The organism is Chitinophagales bacterium, assembly GCA_017303835.1.
Classification (GTDB): Bacteria; Bacteroidota; Bacteroidia; order Chitinophagales; family Chitinophagaceae; genus JAFLBI01.
The window spans coordinates 1,570,411-1,583,599 of sequence record JAFLBI010000001.1 but is presented as its reverse complement, the minus strand read 5'-3'; the positions used below and the strand labels follow the sequence as shown (position 1 = coordinate 1,583,599).

The following is a 13,189-nucleotide window of genomic DNA, read 5'->3' as shown; positions in this document are numbered from 1 at the left end:
TTTTTATCTCTTTTAAACCGAGTTGTATGAGTGAATACGTAACAAAAGAGACCTTCGAACGCATGAAGGAAGAGCTGCAGCGCATGAAAACAATCGATCGCCCTGCGGCATCACGTGCTATTGCAGAAGCCAGAGAAAAAGGCGATCTGAAAGAGAATGCAGAATACGATGCAGCCAAGGAAGCACAGGGTATGCTGGAGGCAAAGATCAAACAGCTGGAAGGGGTGATTGCCAATGCCAAGATTGTGGATACAACCACCATTGATACCAGCCGTGTGAGCATCCTCACTCGTGTAACCATCACGAATCTGGCAACAAAGAAAACGGTGACCTATCAGATTGTAGGCGAAAAAGAAGCCGATTTGAAAGCTGGTAAGATATCTGCATCATCACCTATTGGTAAGGGCCTGATGGGAAAGACAAAGGGTGAAGTGGCAGAAGTAAATGCGCCAACCGGTGTGATCAAGTTTAAAGTTGAAGACATTACGATCTAAACAGATTAGTGATAAAGTTTGTCGCATCCCATGCTTTTTAAAGTATGGGATGTTTTATTTTAGACTATGCATTCATTCGAGCTGATTGACTTAATTCCTGAAAAAAAATTCAAACGTTCGCGCTTCTGGAGCAGGTTGATTTATATTGTTTCAGCGGTGATATTGAGCAGTTTGTTTTTGTATCATCTTTATGAACTGTATACTAACGTTCCAGGTGCAAAGTACCGATGGATAATCTATATTTTTTACTTCGTTCTTTTGGTGAATTATTATCAGCAAGCAATTCATCCTAAACAAGTACGTAATAAGTTTTTAGTTAGCACAAATAGTATAACAGTGGATCAGCAGTTTGAGAAAGGGTTTACCCTTAGTTGGTCGGAAGTCGTGAAAGTACAGATGAATTTTTCAGCAATACGGTTATTTACAGATAGTAATCAGTATCAGGAATTTGATTCATCCAGGCTGGATACTGCACAAAAACAGTCTTTAAGAAAAATAATTTATACAATCGCTCAAGAAAAGCAAATTCCTTTAGAGATTCCTTCAGCAATAAAAGATAACTTGCTGCAATAAGTCAGTAGCATGAGCATTTTTACCAAAATCATTGCAGGAGAAATTCCTTCTTATAAGATTGCAGAGAGCGATCTTTTCTATGCATTTCTGGATATATTTCCTTGCGCAGACGGACATGTACTGGTTGTGCCTAAGCAAGAAACAGATAAGCTATTTGATCTGCCAGCTGAATACTTAGACGGGATTTTGACTTTTGCGCAACCTATTGCTAAGGCCATTGAAAAAGCATTCGGCTATCAGCGGGTGAATATTATGACAGTGGGTTTTGAAGTGCCGCATGCCCATATTCATCTTTTGCCTATGAATGGAATGGAAGATATGCAGATACTCAGCAGAAAAACAAAGCCAAGTCCTGAGCACCTGAAAATGGTACAGGAGAAAATTCTGGCTGCAATGCAATAAGTCATGTGGTATCCTGTACGCACACCTGCCTTATTTCGATGGATCTATCCTTCACTGGAGTGGATAGGCAATGCTGCGGATAAAACCATTTACCTAACATTCGATGATGGGCCGCATCCTGTTGCTACAGCTTTTGTTGTAGATCTATTGAAGCAGTACCAGATAAAAGCAACTTTCTTTTGCATTGGTAAAAATGTGCAACGTTATCCGGAGATCTATAAACGTATTTTGACTGAGGGGCATCAGATAGGGAATCATACACAAGACCACCGCAATGGATGGAAAACGAGTAAGGAAGATTATCTCAACAATATTTTTACTGCAGCACAATTGATTGATGCGAATCTGTTCCGTCCACCTTATGGCAGAATCACCCGCGCCCAGATTAAAGCGGTACAGCAGCAATTTGCATATCGCATCATTATGTGGGATGTGCTAAGTGGAGATTTTGATACAGCACTAACCCCTGAGCAATGCTGGCAACAAGTAAAAAGCGCTACGCGTCCTGGAAGTATCATTGTGTTTCATGATAGTGAAAAAGCATGGCCACGCTTGCAAGTTGCATTGCCCAAAACCATCGAATATTTTCTGGAAAAAGGCTATCGGTTTGGATTGGTGTAAAAAAAATTGGCCAGGGTAGAAACCCCAGCCCGTTTTTAATCCGTACCCTATGAAAACAATCTTTCAGCACATATCCGTGCTATCGGTCTACAATTATGCTAGATGGGTTAGTAAGTACATTTTCTTAGCCTGGTTTTCACGCAAGCTGCATCCATATTTGCTTTCGCAAGTGGTACTGTATATAAACGGGTAAGGGAGGAAATTATTTTTTAGCAGCAGGAAAAAATTCTGCGATTTTCAACTTAATGCGCTAAAAAACAGCATTTTGCAGGATGCAATTGATCGACACCCATTGTCATATTTATTTGGATGCTTTTGATGCTGATAGGGCAGCAATGCTGGAACGTGCAGCCCAGCAGGGCATTAGTCGTTTTTACTTGCCAGCAATAGATAGCGCCACACATGATGCCATGATTCAGCTGGGCGATGCTTATCCGGACCGTTGCATACCAATGATGGGTTTACACCCCTGTTCTGTGAAAGGAGATTACCAAAAGGAGTTGGGCATTGTAGAAGAATGGATGAATCGACGGGATTTCGTGGCGATAGGAGAGATTGGTTTGGATTTTTATTGGGATAAAACCTTTGTACAAGAGCAGCATTTTGCTTTTGAACAGCAAATGCAATGGGCATTAGATAAAAACTTGCCCATTGTGATTCATACCCGCAACGCCATGCAGGAAACCATCAATGCCGTACAGCCTTTTGCCAAGAAAGGACTGAGGGGTATTTTTCACTGTTTCAGTGGCAGCTTTGAATCTGCACAGCAAATCACCAGAATGGGTTTTTATTTGGGCATCGGTGGTGTACTCACGTATAAGAATGCTGGACTACCTGCTGCTTTAGAACAAATTGGCCTGGAGTGGATGGTATTGGAAACGGATGCGCCCTATCTTACGCCCGTTCCTTTCAGAGGCAAGCGCAATGAGCCTGCTTATTTGGAACATGTTGTTGCCAAACTTGCTGAAACAAAGGGTGTTTCCATGGAAGAAGTAGCCGCTGTTACCACTTCAAACGCCCAAAAAATCTTCCAAAAGACCGATTGAACCTGTATTTTTGCAGCCCTTTTGGAGACGTGTCCGAGTGGTTGAAGGAGCACGCCTGGAAAGTGTGTATACGGGAAACTGTATCGCGAGTTCGAATCTCGCCGTCTCCGCAAAGCAAACCGACTGAAAGTCGGTTTTTTTATGCACAAGCAGGTCAAGCTTGCTTGATCCTGCGAAGGGCATAAAAAAACCAATGCGCAGCATTAAGGTTTGCTTTAGCTACCCCCCTCTGATCAGCGCGCCGCAGGCGCGCTAACCTCGCAAGTGATTTTGTTCGGAAAGGGCATGAAAAAATCAATGCGCAGCATTTCGGTTTGCTTTGATACCCCTCAACCTACGCTAAAGCTTCGGTTGACAAGCCATCCTGATCAGCGCGCCGGAGGCGCGCTAACCTCCAACCTGCGCCAAGGCTTCGGTTGGTAAACGCACAAAGTTTGCTTACATCCGGGAAGGGCATGAAAAAACCAATGCGCAGTATTGTTTTTTAGCCAATAACTCGCCGCTTTTGTTCGCTCAGGTCTCAGCAGATTCCAACCTCATTTCCCTAACTTTAAAGCCATGCAACACGTCATTGTTATTGGCGGCGGTATCGTGGGTTTAAGCAGCGCTTATTACCTGCGTCAGGCTGGCTACGAAGTAACCCTTATCGACAAAAATGATTTATCCGATAACTGCTCTTACGGCAATGCAGGTTATGTATGCCCCAGCCATTTTATTCCACTGGCAACACCGGGTATTGTCAAAAAAGGGTTGAAATGGATGTGGAATAGTCGCAGCCCATTTTATATCCAACCCAGACTCAGCAAAAGTTTGATCAGTTGGGGATTACAATTCATGCGTTCAGCAACACCGGAGCATGTGCGCAATGCAGGTATTCCGCTACGCGATATTGCGATACTGAGTAAGAAAATGTATGAGAGTTGGATTGGTCAGCCGGGTTTTGATTTTGCTTATGAACAGAAAGGGTTACTCGAGATTTTTCAAACAGAGGAAGCGGCGCATCATGCAGCAGAAACAGTTGCGCGTGCTCATGAATTGGGATTGAGTGATACTGCTTTGATAAGCGCAGCTGAAGTAAAAGCACTGGAGCCACATATTCGCATGGAAGCTGCCGGTGCTATCTGGTTTAAGTGCGATGCACATTTGTATCCACCCAAAGTAATGAAGCAACTGATTGCTGTACTGAAAGCACAAGGAGTACATTTTGTACTGAATGAAGCAGTCATTGATTTTGATATTCGTCAGCACACAATTAAAGCGGTGAAAACAGATCGTTCTGTTTATACAGCTGATCATGTGGTATTGGCAGCTGGTAGTTGGAGCAGAGAGTTGGCAGAAAAGATTCGGTTGCGTATGCCCTTGGTAGGTGGCAGGGGATATTCTATCACAACAGAAGATCCCAAGTTTCGCATTAACTATCCTGCGGTGTTTGTAGAATCACGCATTGCGCTCACGCCGATGGATGGTAACAAAACACGTTTCGGTGGTACGATGGAAATCACTGCTACCAATACACCACCACGCTTGCAACGGGTACAAGGTATCATCGATGGTGTTAAGCGTTTTTATCCTGAATTCGATATTCCCATGCCAGAGCCCGATAAAGTGTGGTATGGATTTCGTCCCTGCTCTGCAGATGGTTTGCCATACATTGGTAAAGCTGGTCAATACAAAAATTTTGTCGTTGCAACAGGACATTCCATGCTGGGTATGAGCTTGGGTGCAGGTACCGGAAAACTCGTGCAGGAGCTGATTACAGGCGAGCCATTGAGCATGGATATCACGCCATTTGATCCAAACAGATTTGCTTAAACTTAAAACAGAATACAATGTCTTTTGAATGGAAAGGTGTTTTCCCTGCACTTACAACCAAGTTCACAACAGATGATCAACTCGATCTTCCTTTGTTTGAAAAAAACTTACAAGCACAATTGGCTGCAGGTGTAGAAGGCATCATTCTTGGCGGCACATTGGGCGAATCAAGTGTACTTACGAATGATGAAAAAGAACGATTGGTGAAATTTGCAGTAGAGAAAACAGCAGGTAAAGTGCCTGTTGTGTTGAATATCGCAGAAGGTGCTACACGCGAAGCATTGGTGCAAGCAGCAAATGCAGCCAGCTGGGGTGCACGTGGTTTGATGGTGTTGCCGCCTATGCGGTACAAAACCGATCATCGCGAAACTGTGCAATGGTTTAAGACCATCGCTGCATCAACATCTTTGCCTATCATGATTTACAATAATCCAGTCGACTATAAGACAGAAGTTACACTGGATATGTTTGATGAATTACAATCCTGCACCAATATCCAAGCAGTAAAAGAATCAACACGCGATGTGTCGAATGTTACACGTATGCTCAATCGTTTTGGACAGCGCTATAAAATTCTTTGTGGTGTAGATACTTTAGCAATGGAAGAATTGGTGATGGGTGCCCATGGTTGGGTAGCCGGATTGGTTTGTGCTTTTCCAAAGGAAACAGTTGCTGTATATGAGTTGATACAGCAAGGTAAAATCGCAGAAGCTGCTGCCATTTATCGTTGGTTCCTGCCTTTACTGGAATTGGATATTCATCCCAAGTTGGTGCAATACATTAAATTAGCAGAACAAGAAGCAGGTATTGGCAGTGAACATGTTCGTGCACCACGTTTAACCTTAGCAGGTACAGAACGCGAACAAATTCTGCGCATCATTCATACAGGATTGGCGAATCGCCCCAAATTGTAAACATGGAGATTACTTATACAAAGCCAGCATCGGTAAATGGTTTGATGGAAGCGGCGTGGGAAGCATTTGCTGTGTACCGACAAACTTCTTTGCAAACCCGTGCTGAATTGATGCGAGAGATTGCCCTTCAATTGGAAGCACTCGGTGATGCATGGCTTCATACTGCGATGGAAGAAACCCACTTGCCTGAGGCAAGACTAAGAGGTGAGCGTGCACGTACCATCTTTCAATTGAATAGTTATGCGGATGCTTGCGAGCGTGGCGATTGGTTGGAAGCTTGTATTGATACAGCCATCCCGGATAAAGCCCCACCCAAACCAGATCTGCGCAAGATGCGCGTGGGCATTGGTCCGGTCTTGGTCTTCGGTGCCAGCAATTTTCCTTACGCCTATTCTACTGCAGGTGGTGATACGGCAACGGCATTGGCTGCTGGTTGTCCGGTTATAGTGAAAGCGCATCCTGCACATCCAAGAACATCTACGATGGCTGCTGCAGCAATTGCCACTGCAGTGGAGAAAATGCAATTACCCGCAGCAGTATTCACGCATGTGCATGATGATGGTTTAGCCACTACGCATGCGCTGATTCAACATCATTATACAAAAGCCGTAGGCTTTACTGGTTCTTATCAAGGTGGTAAAGCCATTTTCGATATGGCCAATCAGCGCAAAGAACCGATTCCTGTATTCGCAGAAATGGGTAGTATCAATCCAGTTTTTCTGTTTCCTGAAAAGCTAGCTTCAGAAGCCGCTACAATTGCGCAGATGTATGCTGGCTCTATTACGCTGGGTATGGGACAATTCTGTACGAATCCCGGACTCATCATTGGTATCGCTTCTCCCGCTTTGAATGAATTCATCCAAACCTTAGGTAAAGCTATTGAGCAAGTAGCGCCAGCGCCAATGTTGCATGCTGGGATTGCGGCCAACTATGAAAAGAATCGCTTGACTGCATTAGGTGTAACAGGTGTAACAGTAGCAACAGCTGCTGTATCCAACGAAGATGGTTTATTGCCGATGCCAACAATCGCCACCACAAGTGCTACCAATTTCCTGGCGCAACCACAATTGCAAGAAGAAGTCTTTGGGCCTTATTCACTGGTAGTACAATGTGCTGATATGAATGAAATGCTGGCTGTTGCGAACCAAATACACGGACAATTAACCGCCACTTGTATGGCAACAGAAGCTGAAGCTGCAAATAGCACTGAACTAATTCAGCAAATACAACAATTGTGCGGACGCATCATTTTCAACGGTGTACCAACAGGCGTGGAAGTCTGTTTGAGTATGCAGCATGGCGGACCATTCCCTGCATCTACTGATAGTCGCTTTGGCTCTGTGGGCGCTGATGGGATAAAACGTTTCTCACGTCCAATTGCATTTCAGAATTGGCCGGATGCTTTATTGCCCGATGCTTTGAAGCGAGTTAATCCATTAAACATCTGGCGTACGGTGAACGATCAACTCACCAAAGCACCGGCTTGATTGGGTGTACTGTCTTTCTGAAAACTGAAATACGCAGTCGCAATGGTGGAAACAATCAGATAAGCAGCAATAACATAGAGTGCCCATGCTGCAAAAGCGCTTATACCAAACCAATCACCTTGCGCAATGAGCAAGTATGCAGCAAAACCATTTTTAATGATTTCCCAATAAATGGCATTGCGGTTTCTATCCATCAGTTCTGTAAGGCTGTAGACACTGAGAAAAATAAAAGCGCCATATAAGAACATACCCGGACTACCAATCTGTGCAATATTACCAAACAGGTAACTGATGAAAAGTAGTAGGGCAACTAGTTGTATCCAAAGCCACGCGTGTAATGCTGTAGAGCCTTTGGTATCGTATTTATCGAAGTGATAAACATCATCAATCTTGTACACAGGATATTTTTCTGCAACATCAGCAGGTCTCCAGCCGGTAGGCATTAACCAGATGCGGAACTTGTCCTTCCAGCTTTTCGTTCTCCATGCATCACTAATCAGCAACCATAAATGCTGAAAATTAATCTTGATTGGGTTCCAAGTTCTTGCTGGTCGGGTAATACCATAGACAGGTGGTACATCTGGTTTTTCTTCCTGAAACGTGCCAAAGAGCTTATCCCAAAAAATAAAAATCTGTGCATAGTTTTTATCAATGTACTCCGGATTGATAGCATGGTGCACACGATGATGAGAAGGTGTTACAATGATGTGTTCCAGAAAGCCCATTCGATCAATATGCTGTGTATGATACCAGAACTGTGCAAATAGATGCAGCGGTGCTACAATCGCTACTACTTTCGCATCAACACCTAACAAAGCTGCGGGCAGCAAAAGGAATGCAAAAATGCGCACGAATACAGAAATACTCTGCCGCAACGCACAGGCAAGATTGAATTCTTCACTGCTATGGTGAATGATGTGGTTGTTCCAGAAAAAATTATAGGTATGGGCAATGCGGTGTGTCCAGTAACCAGCAAAATCTAAGGCCATGAAGGCAATCAAGTAAGTAAGCCAAGTGGATTCAATGGTTACAATGCGCAGATGCTCTACCATCCACTGATAAGAGAGGATAGCCACACTCAAACCCAGCACATCTTTGGTTACGTTGGTGACGCCGGAAGTCAAGCTAGAGATCATATCCATATTCCGAACGGTATCCTTACCTTTCCACCAGCCATACCATTTCTCCAACAAAACCAGTGCGAGAAAAGCGGGCATGGCAATTAGTAGTATGCGGCCATAGGTTTCCATACTGCAAGCAAATTTTCTCAAATGTAAATGGATTTTGCTTATGCCTTTTCAAGCAGCGACCCTTCCTTTTGATGCACAGGGCAGATTTGGTTCTAAAGCCAGGAGTGGTCATGTCTTTTATTGCATTGATGCCCATACTTGCGGTAATCCGGTGAGGGTAGTGGCTGCTGGCGGACCAACGCTCGAAGGGCATACCATGAGCGAAAAAAGACAGCATTTTTTGCGCGAGTATGATTGGATCAGAAAAGGGTTGATGTTTGAACCACGCGGGCATGATATGATGAGTGGCAGTATACTCTATCCGCCACATGATCCCCAGAATGATGTGGCAGTCTTGTTTATAGAAACCAGTGGCTGCTTGCCTATGTGTGGACATGGTACCATTGGTACGATTACTATTGCCATTGAAGAAGGATTGATACAACCGAAAACACCGGGCATTGTGCGCATGGAAGCGCCAGCCGGTTTGGTGATGATTCGATACAAGCAGGAAGCGGGAAAAGTTGTATCCGTTCAATTAACCAATGTGCCGGCCTATCTGGCTGCAGAAAAGATTATTGCGCATTGTCCGGATTTAGGTGAGCTAACCTTAGATGTAGCGTATGGGGGAAATTTCTATGCCATTGTAGATGTGCAACCGCACTTCAAAGGATTGGAACATTATAGCGCTGATCAATTGGTTGCTTGGGCTAGAGCATTGAGAAAGAATATCAATGCACATTATAGTTTTGTGCATCCTGATGATCCTACGATCAATGGCTGCTCACACATTTTGTGGACAGGCAAAACGATTGATGCGAACTCAACTGCACGTAATGCCGTGTTTTATGGCGATAAAGCAATAGATAGAAGTCCCTGCGGAACAGGCACATCAGCACGTATGGCACAATGGTACACGAAGGGACAATTAAAAGCAGGCGATGTGTTTGTGCATGAAAGCATTATTGGTAGTAAGTTCAATGGAACAATTGCGGAAGAAACCAGTATTGCAGGTAAGCCTGCGATCAGACCGGCAATAGAAGGTTGGGCAAAGATTTACGGCTATAATACCATCAGCATAGATCCAACGGATGATCCTTATGCGCATGGATTTCAGGTAATTTAAGCGTCTTCATTACCGGGGACTTCAGTCCCCGGAGAAAGTAAGTAACCTTATATATTGTTGAATTACCAATTATTCATCTGCTCAGGCACTACGCGTTCAGCAAATTCTGGTTTGCGGTTTTTCCATTCAGGGTCGTAAGAAACAAACCAGCTCAGCCAAAGGCTTCTGGATAGGCGCATCAGTAAGGGTTGAATGAGAATCAACAAGGTAATACTTGCGCCAAGCCAATAAAAAATTCGATTATCATCAATATCGAATGTCATGCCGATTAATACTTTCCAAGCAACAAATGTAGATACCATAAATGCTACTGATAGCGCATAACTCACATAGCCTGTTCCATAGTAGAAGCCTACTTCAATTTCAGTAGGTTGCTCACAGACTGGGCAATTGGCATGCATTTCCGTGTTGTGCTTAAGATCATAGGCATTTTGTGATTTGAAAATATGCCCCTGTCTGCAGCGCGGACATTTGTTCTGCAAAACGCTAGTAAGGTATAATGGTCGTTTATTTGTGCTCATGTTCAAAGGGTTGCCTGCAAGTTAAGGTCGTATCAAATACCATTGATCACTTGTTCAAGCTGATTGGCTTGAACCACACCTGATTTCCTCCACTTAACTTCTCCTTTATGAAAGACCATCAAAGTAGGAACACCCTGGATTTGGTAATTCGCAGCTACTTGTGGGTTCTTGTCCACATCAATCTTTATGATTCTTGCTTTATCGCCAATTCTGTCACGTAGATTTTCCAGAATCGGTTGCATCATTTTACAAGGACCGCACCAGGTAGCAAAAAAGTCTACCAGTACAGGTGTATCCCCCTTGATAATATCGGCAAAGGTTTCTTTTTGGGTTGACATAGGTTGGAGATTTTAGAGTTCAGTGAATTCTACTTCATCAGCAGCGCTTGTGCTTCGGGCCGGACGTCTTGGTGTCATCGGTACACCACAACTACCATTGTAGCCGCATCCACTTTGCGTGATGGAGGCATAAATACCTACACCAATCCAGGCAAAACCGAAGATAGCAGGTGTCCAGTCCTTAAACTCCCAACCAGTCCACACAAATAGGATACCTGCTATTAATCGGATCACCAAAACGAAATCTATCTTTTGCAGTATTCTTTCCATGATTAGGCAATTTGACGTTCCAGACTATTCCATGGTCCACCATTATAAGCTTCAATACCGGCTTGCTTCAGTACGCCAATGGCCATACCACTTCTGTTGCCGCTTCGGCACACCGTAATTACTGGTTTATTTTTCTTCTTGAGTTCGGCAGTTTTTTGTGTCAAGACCTGCAGTGGGATATTGATTGAACCCTTGATATGTCCAGACCTGAATTCTTCAGCAGTACGTACATCTACGATTACTGCGCCATTCTCATACAATGCTTTTAACTGTGCTGCTGCCTTGGCACCTCCGCCGAATAAAATATCTAGTAAGCCCATGTGTTTGATTTTGATACAAAAATGCAGTCTCAAATAGGCTTATCCGGTGACTAATGTTACAGACCCAGTAATTAGCGGATAGTTAACAGTTCAATGAAGTTTCTGTGCAGCTTTAGCATGCCTCTTTGCTCCATTTTTTTGAGTAGTCTGGATATCACTTCTCTCGAAGAATTGAGCTCATCAGCAATCTGCTGATGCGAGAGCTGCACAATACGAACCTGGTTTACTTCTGCATGGCGTTTAAGGTAAAACTCCAGACGCTCATCCATGTTGCGGAATGCTACCTGATCCACCAGCGTAAGCATTTCTTCAAAACGATTTCGATAGGTTTCGAGTACAAAATAATACCATGTTTTGTACTTGCTCATCCACTCATCCATGTATTGCAATGGGATACTCAATAGGATAGTGTCTTCCATTGCAACGGCTGTAATCTCACTCGCTTCCATTTTTGCAGCACAGATGATTGAGAGCGCACAAGCTTCACCGGGTTTGATGTAATACATCAGGAATTCGCCCCCTTCTTCATTTTCGCGAAACACTTTAATGATTCCATCAAGCACCAACATGGTGCTTTTCATATACTGTCCGGTGCGCATGATAACTTCACCGGCCTTGGCTTCTCGAATAGTGCCTTCAGCGCTTAATTCATCTATCAGGTTAGGCTCAAACTGCGGAAAGAGTTGTTGTAATTTGTTCATGATATTCTTGCTCAGGGTTCCAGTATTTTTTCCATTTGCATGCTGCGCGATCCTTTGATCAGCAGATAACTATTCTCGGGCGATAAATCTTTCAGCCATGCTTTTGCTTCCAATGAATTGTGTAGATAGGTAAAGTTGTGCAACACCTTACTAAAATCACCTCCAACCAAAACCACATGATCCCAAGAATATTGTGCAATCAAATCGGCGATAGCTTGATGCTCTGCCACACTTTCTTCACCCAATTCCATCATGCCGCCTAACAAGATAATCTTGTTGTCTGCATGTAATTTGGCAAAATTTTCAATCGCCAGCTTCACGCTACTGGGGTTGGCATTGTATGCGTCTAAAATGATTTTATTGCTGCCCCGCTCTACCAGCTGCGATCTGCTGTTAGAGGGTGTATAGCTTTCAATAGCAGCAATTATTTTTTCTTCGGGTACACCAAGATGTTTACCTACTGTTAATGCACACAATACATTTGGTAGGTTATAGCTGCCTACCAATTGCGTTTTCACAAGGTTGGTTGATAAGCCCTCCGTGATGCTGACTTCCAGGAAAGGCTCGCTGATAGCTACTTGTCCTTGCACCAATCCGCTGGCTGTGCCATAGCGAACAACATGCGGAATGCCTGCACTCATTTGTTGCAGATAATCATAATCATCAAAGAGAAAAACAGTACCGTTATTGCTGCGCAGAAAATCATACAACTCACCCTTTCCTTTTCGCACACCTTCAATACCGCCAAAACCTTCCAGATGCGCTTTGCCACAATTGGTAATAATGCCATGTGTGGGAGCAGTGTAACTGCAATAGCTTTCAATTTCTTTCTGGTGATTAGCACCCATTTCCACTACGGCAATTGCAGCATCAGGTTGAATCGATAGCAATGTTAATGGCACACCAATATGATTATTGAGATTGCCTTTGGTGGTATATGTTTTAAAATGGCTCGATAGCACAGCATGCACCAATTCTTTGGTAGTGGTTTTGCCATTACTACCAGTGATGGCAATAACAGGTATGCCCAATTGCTGACGATGATATAAAGCCAATGCTTGTAAAGTGCTCAGCACATCGGCTACCACAATAACCTGTGGGTGGGGCAGGGCTAATGCCTCATCAACGATTGCATAAGCAGCGCCTTTTTCCAAGGCCTGTAGCGCAAACTGGTTGCCATTGAAATTTGCACCCTTTAAGGCAAAATACAAATCGCCGGGCTGTAGTTTTCTGGTATCCGTTTGTACAGAAGGGTATTGACGAAAGATTTGGTATAAACTTGAGATATCCAAAGCTGATGGTTTATTCAAAGATAACGGTAAACAAAAACCCCCG

At 43.7% G+C, this 13,189-nt stretch carries 16 protein-coding genes and 1 tRNA gene; 10 read left to right on the top strand and 7 right to left on the bottom strand.

Features of this window, described 5'->3' with window-relative positions; genetic code table 11:
- The first annotated feature begins 26 nt into the window (after nucleotides 1-26).
- From greA to J0L83_07220, 9 genes are all read left to right on the top strand, one after another.
- Nucleotides 27-494, top strand: a complete 468-nt coding sequence (gene greA, locus J0L83_07260; protein MBN8664350.1) for a transcription elongation factor GreA — start codon at nucleotides 27-29, stop codon at nucleotides 492-494.
- A 66-nt stretch (nucleotides 495-560) separates the two neighbouring features.
- On the top strand, nucleotides 561-1,067 hold the full coding sequence (locus tag J0L83_07255; GenBank protein ID MBN8664349.1) for a hypothetical protein: 507 nt from the start codon (nucleotides 561-563) through the stop codon (nucleotides 1,065-1,067).
- 9 nt (nucleotides 1,068-1,076) lie between these two features.
- Nucleotides 1,077-1,469 (top strand): HIT family protein, encoded by a 393-nt coding sequence (locus tag J0L83_07250; protein MBN8664348.1) that lies wholly within the window; start codon nucleotides 1,077-1,079, stop codon nucleotides 1,467-1,469.
- Between the two features lie 3 nt (nucleotides 1,470-1,472).
- Nucleotides 1,473-2,090, top strand: coding sequence for a polysaccharide deacetylase family protein (locus tag J0L83_07245; protein ID MBN8664347.1), 618 nt, complete (start codon nucleotides 1,473-1,475; stop codon nucleotides 2,088-2,090).
- Nucleotides 2,091-2,362: 272 nt separating this feature from the next.
- On the top strand, nucleotides 2,363-3,136 hold the full coding sequence (locus J0L83_07240; GenBank protein ID MBN8664346.1) for a TatD family hydrolase: 774 nt from the start codon (nucleotides 2,363-2,365) through the stop codon (nucleotides 3,134-3,136).
- A gap of 23 nt (nucleotides 3,137-3,159) precedes the next feature.
- A tRNA-Ser gene (locus tag J0L83_07235) sits at nucleotides 3,160-3,246 on the top strand.
- A gap of 448 nt (nucleotides 3,247-3,694) precedes the next feature.
- Nucleotides 3,695-4,948: an FAD-dependent oxidoreductase gene (locus J0L83_07230; protein ID MBN8664345.1), complete on the top strand. Its 1,254-nt coding sequence runs from the start codon at nucleotides 3,695-3,697 to the stop codon at nucleotides 4,946-4,948.
- Between the two features lie 17 nt (nucleotides 4,949-4,965).
- Nucleotides 4,966-5,862, top strand: a complete 897-nt coding sequence (locus tag J0L83_07225; protein ID MBN8664344.1) for a dihydrodipicolinate synthase family protein — start codon at nucleotides 4,966-4,968, stop codon at nucleotides 5,860-5,862.
- A 2-nt stretch (nucleotides 5,863-5,864) separates the two neighbouring features.
- Nucleotides 5,865-7,349: an aldehyde dehydrogenase (NADP(+)) gene (locus tag J0L83_07220; GenBank protein ID MBN8664343.1), complete on the top strand. Its 1,485-nt coding sequence runs from the start codon at nucleotides 5,865-5,867 to the stop codon at nucleotides 7,347-7,349.
- Here the strand turns inward: J0L83_07220 and J0L83_07215 are convergent.
- Nucleotides 7,325-8,599 carry a sterol desaturase family protein gene (locus J0L83_07215; GenBank protein MBN8664342.1) on the bottom strand — a complete coding sequence of 425 codons (1,275 nt, stop codon included), beginning with the start codon at nucleotides 8,597-8,599 and terminating at the stop codon, nucleotides 7,325-7,327. The two genes, J0L83_07220 and J0L83_07215, sit on opposite strands and share 25 nt — an antisense overlap.
- 40 nt (nucleotides 8,600-8,639) lie before the next feature.
- Between J0L83_07215 and J0L83_07210 the strand changes: the two genes are divergently transcribed.
- Nucleotides 8,640-9,704: a 4-hydroxyproline epimerase gene (locus J0L83_07210; GenBank protein ID MBN8664341.1), complete on the top strand. Its 1,065-nt coding sequence runs from the start codon at nucleotides 8,640-8,642 to the stop codon at nucleotides 9,702-9,704.
- Nucleotides 9,705-9,766: 62 nt separating this feature from the next.
- On the opposite strand, the gene J0L83_07205 is transcribed toward J0L83_07210, so the two are convergent.
- The 6 genes from J0L83_07205 to J0L83_07180 form a co-directional block, all read right to left on the bottom strand.
- Entirely contained in the window at nucleotides 9,767-10,225 is a 459-nt protein-coding gene (locus J0L83_07205) for a DUF983 domain-containing protein (protein ID MBN8664340.1), read from the bottom strand.
- 32 nt (nucleotides 10,226-10,257) lie between these two features.
- Complete coding sequence (gene trxA / locus J0L83_07200; protein MBN8664339.1) at nucleotides 10,258-10,563, bottom strand: thioredoxin; 306 nt, start codon at nucleotides 10,561-10,563, stop codon at nucleotides 10,258-10,260.
- Between the two features lie 12 nt (nucleotides 10,564-10,575).
- Nucleotides 10,576-10,833 carry a hypothetical protein gene (locus tag J0L83_07195; GenBank protein MBN8664338.1) on the bottom strand — a complete coding sequence of 86 codons (258 nt, stop codon included), beginning with the start codon at nucleotides 10,831-10,833 and terminating at the stop codon, nucleotides 10,576-10,578.
- 2 nt (nucleotides 10,834-10,835) lie between these two features.
- Entirely contained in the window at nucleotides 10,836-11,153 is a 318-nt protein-coding gene (locus J0L83_07190) for a rhodanese-like domain-containing protein (GenBank protein ID MBN8664337.1), read from the bottom strand.
- A gap of 71 nt (nucleotides 11,154-11,224) precedes the next feature.
- The gene (locus J0L83_07185) at nucleotides 11,225-11,854 is read right to left on the bottom strand and encodes a Crp/Fnr family transcriptional regulator (protein ID MBN8664336.1); all 630 of its coding nucleotides are present in this window, start codon (nucleotides 11,852-11,854) and stop codon (nucleotides 11,225-11,227) included.
- A gap of 11 nt (nucleotides 11,855-11,865) precedes the next feature.
- Entirely contained in the window at nucleotides 11,866-13,146 is a 1,281-nt protein-coding gene (locus J0L83_07180) for a UDP-N-acetylmuramoyl-tripeptide--D-alanyl-D-alanine ligase (protein ID MBN8664335.1), read from the bottom strand.
- Nucleotides 13,147-13,189 lie beyond the last annotated feature (43 nt).

Bases quoted from the DNA above. Each gene is read 5' to 3' on its own strand.
- trxA (MBN8664339.1), bottom strand. From the start codon at position 10,563: ATGTCAACCCAAAAAGAAACCTTTGCCGATATTATCAAGGGGGATACA.
- J0L83_07210 (MBN8664341.1), top strand. From the start codon at position 8,640: ATGCCTTTTCAAGCAGCGACCCTTCCTTTTGATGCACAGGGCAGATTT.
- J0L83_07215 (MBN8664342.1), bottom strand. From the start codon at position 8,599: ATGGAAACCTATGGCCGCATACTACTAATTGCCATGCCCGCTTTTCTC.
- J0L83_07240 (MBN8664346.1), top strand. From the start codon at position 2,363: ATGCAATTGATCGACACCCATTGTCATATTTATTTGGATGCTTTTGAT.
- J0L83_07225 (MBN8664344.1), top strand. From the start codon at position 4,966: ATGTCTTTTGAATGGAAAGGTGTTTTCCCTGCACTTACAACCAAGTTC.
- J0L83_07205 (MBN8664340.1), bottom strand. From the start codon at position 10,225: ATGAGCACAAATAAACGACCATTATACCTTACTAGCGTTTTGCAGAAC.
- J0L83_07255 (MBN8664349.1), top strand. From the start codon at position 561: ATGCATTCATTCGAGCTGATTGACTTAATTCCTGAAAAAAAATTCAAA.
- J0L83_07230 (MBN8664345.1), top strand. From the start codon at position 3,695: ATGCAACACGTCATTGTTATTGGCGGCGGTATCGTGGGTTTAAGCAGC.
- greA (MBN8664350.1), top strand. From the start codon at position 27: ATGAGTGAATACGTAACAAAAGAGACCTTCGAACGCATGAAGGAAGAG.
- J0L83_07185 (MBN8664336.1), bottom strand. From the start codon at position 11,854: ATGAACAAATTACAACAACTCTTTCCGCAGTTTGAGCCTAACCTGATA.
- J0L83_07220 (MBN8664343.1), top strand. From the start codon at position 5,865: ATGGAGATTACTTATACAAAGCCAGCATCGGTAAATGGTTTGATGGAA.
- J0L83_07250 (MBN8664348.1), top strand. From the start codon at position 1,077: ATGAGCATTTTTACCAAAATCATTGCAGGAGAAATTCCTTCTTATAAG.
- J0L83_07190 (MBN8664337.1), bottom strand. From the start codon at position 11,153: ATGGGCTTACTAGATATTTTATTCGGCGGAGGTGCCAAGGCAGCAGCA.
- J0L83_07245 (MBN8664347.1), top strand. From the start codon at position 1,473: ATGTGGTATCCTGTACGCACACCTGCCTTATTTCGATGGATCTATCCT.
- J0L83_07195 (MBN8664338.1), bottom strand. From the start codon at position 10,833: ATGGAAAGAATACTGCAAAAGATAGATTTCGTTTTGGTGATCCGATTA.